We start from the raw sequence: 2,284 nt of genomic DNA, 5'->3' as shown, positions 1-2,284 counted from the left end.
ATCGGAAAATCTCAAATTTTTAGTGCTTATTCTGAAATTCTTATAAATCAACGGACTATCGCCCTAAAAAATTTTCAAGTGCTAAATTTCTGATTATATTAGAGAAAATGCTATGGGAAAAGAATCTGAACCAAAATTATTACCTAATTTTAGTGGACCAATACATGTAATGCTTCTTCAATAATTATTCTTTAAATAAAGAGGTTTTATAATAAATGTTAGGGTGCTAAAACTCCAGCATTATATTTTTGCAAAAAATATGTAGTATATTTTATTGTAGGGGATTTTTCAATTAATATCGTGGACTACTTTTAAATTAACATAAACAAACTTAATACTATTATGCATTCAAAGCAAATTTCTTTTCTAAAAACTTTTCATATAATTCAGCATATAGCACTGAAGAATTTAATAGTTCATCATGAAGCCCCCTAGATTCTATTTCACTATTATTAATTACTATTATTTCATCGGATAATAATTTGATTACATCTAATTTATGCGATACAATTATTCCTTTTGAACCTGATATATACTTATTAAGAACTTGTAAATTTTCTTGTTCAGAAATGAGATCTAGATTTGTAAATGGTTCATCAATAATAATTGGAACATCAATTTCCGGTAGTAAAAAGCGGGCTAGAGCAACTTTATTTTTTTCTCCACCAGATAAATACTTTCCTCTTTGTCCAAAGTTTCGCCCACTCAAATAGTCTAATTTTAAATCTGATAATATTAGCCTATATTTTTCTTCTATATAATATTTTCTTGATACATATATTTGTGAAATAAAATCTGCAATTTCAGTTAAATTATTGAAGTTTAAACTATTTCTTATTTTATTCAATATATTTTTATTTTTACATTCTTCATCTGTTAAATTATAAATTTCTTTTATTATTTTTTTAACATTTTCATTTTTATCTAAATTTGGATTTTCTTCTGATATAAGCCAAGTTAAGCTTTCTTTTATTAAATTTTTATAAACATCAATTTCTTTATAGTATTCATTCTTTGAAATCCCTTTCTTGCCTAATGTTATATTAAACAACAGATCATCATCGAAAATTTCTGCATCCTGACTGTAATATCTAAAACATGAATAAATCATATTCATAGGTATGTTAGAAATATTAGTATTGCCATAAATTATTTCTCCTTTTGTCGGAGTTAATTCACCAGTTAATAATTTTAACAATGTAGTCTTCCCTTCTCCAGATATACCAACAATTCCATACACTTTGTCCAATTTTATATCTATGTTCTTGAGAATTATTGTATTATCATATGAAAAACTTATATCTTTAATTATCAATTCATTTTTATTTGGCAAATGAACCTTAACAGGCACATCAAATATATCGGAACTTCTTGAATAGAGCATCTGAAATTTATTTAAAGCTCCATAAATTTGCTTTATACTTGATATAGGCAAAAAGACTATATTAAAATACGAAGTCATAGTTATAAAAGAGGATACTTCTAATTTAGAGTTTAATATCTCTATCATCGATACAATGAAAAAAACTGTTATTGCAATATTTTTTACATTTTCTATAATAGTGTTACCCAAAGTATCATAAATAGACGCTTTTTTAATATAACCATCTCTTTCATCAATAATATCCTCTAATCTCTTTAAATATTGAGATATACTGCCATAACTCATAATAGATCTCCTATTTTCTATAAATTCTAAAACCTTTGGATTTAATTTAAAAACTAGTTCTCTAGCTAATGCAAAATTTTGTGTAAAAAATTGAGTACATACTTTTATACCAAAAGCCATTACAATATAAGAGACTAGTATAATTAAAAAAAAGCTCCAAGTCCAAGAAAGAGTTATTATTATGGTAACAATAGCTGCAATAAACACACCTATACTAAAAAAATAATTTGTTTCTAAAAGCATACTAAACTGTTCAGAATCACCGAAAACTCTACTCATAAATGCCCCTGAACCTCTCGTCCTAATTATTTTATTTTCCTTTTTTGATACAGATGTTAGCATATTCATAGTAATATTTTTTTGAAGTGATATTCTTATGCTGTTTAATAAAAATATTTCCATAAATGTTATACCTGATAATAAAATACTTAATACTAAAAAGATGAATATAGAACTTTTATACATTCGCTTTTGTAGTATATCATCAATAATATGTTTTTGTATTAAAGGGATTAATACAATTAACACCACTTTACAAGAAATAAAGAGTTAGCTTCCATAAAGTAGAAAAATCAGACATCTAAATCCTAGGAATACTAATCATAACTAAAAAAA

General features: G+C 25.0%; 1 protein-coding gene. It reads right to left on the bottom strand.

Features of this window, described 5'->3' with window-relative positions:
* Positions 1-340: 340 nt before the first annotated feature.
* Complete coding sequence (locus tag BUB51_RS12445; RefSeq protein WP_159430420.1) at positions 341-2,197, bottom strand: ATP-binding cassette domain-containing protein; 1,857 nt, start codon at positions 2,195-2,197, stop codon at positions 341-343.
* Positions 2,198-2,284: the final 87 nt, after the last annotated feature.

Source organism: Caloranaerobacter azorensis DSM 13643, from assembly GCF_900129995.1.
Taxonomy (GTDB): Bacteria; Bacillota; Clostridia; order Tissierellales; family Thermohalobacteraceae; genus Caloranaerobacter; species Caloranaerobacter azorensis.
This window is presented reverse-complemented; position numbering and strand designations above follow the sequence as displayed.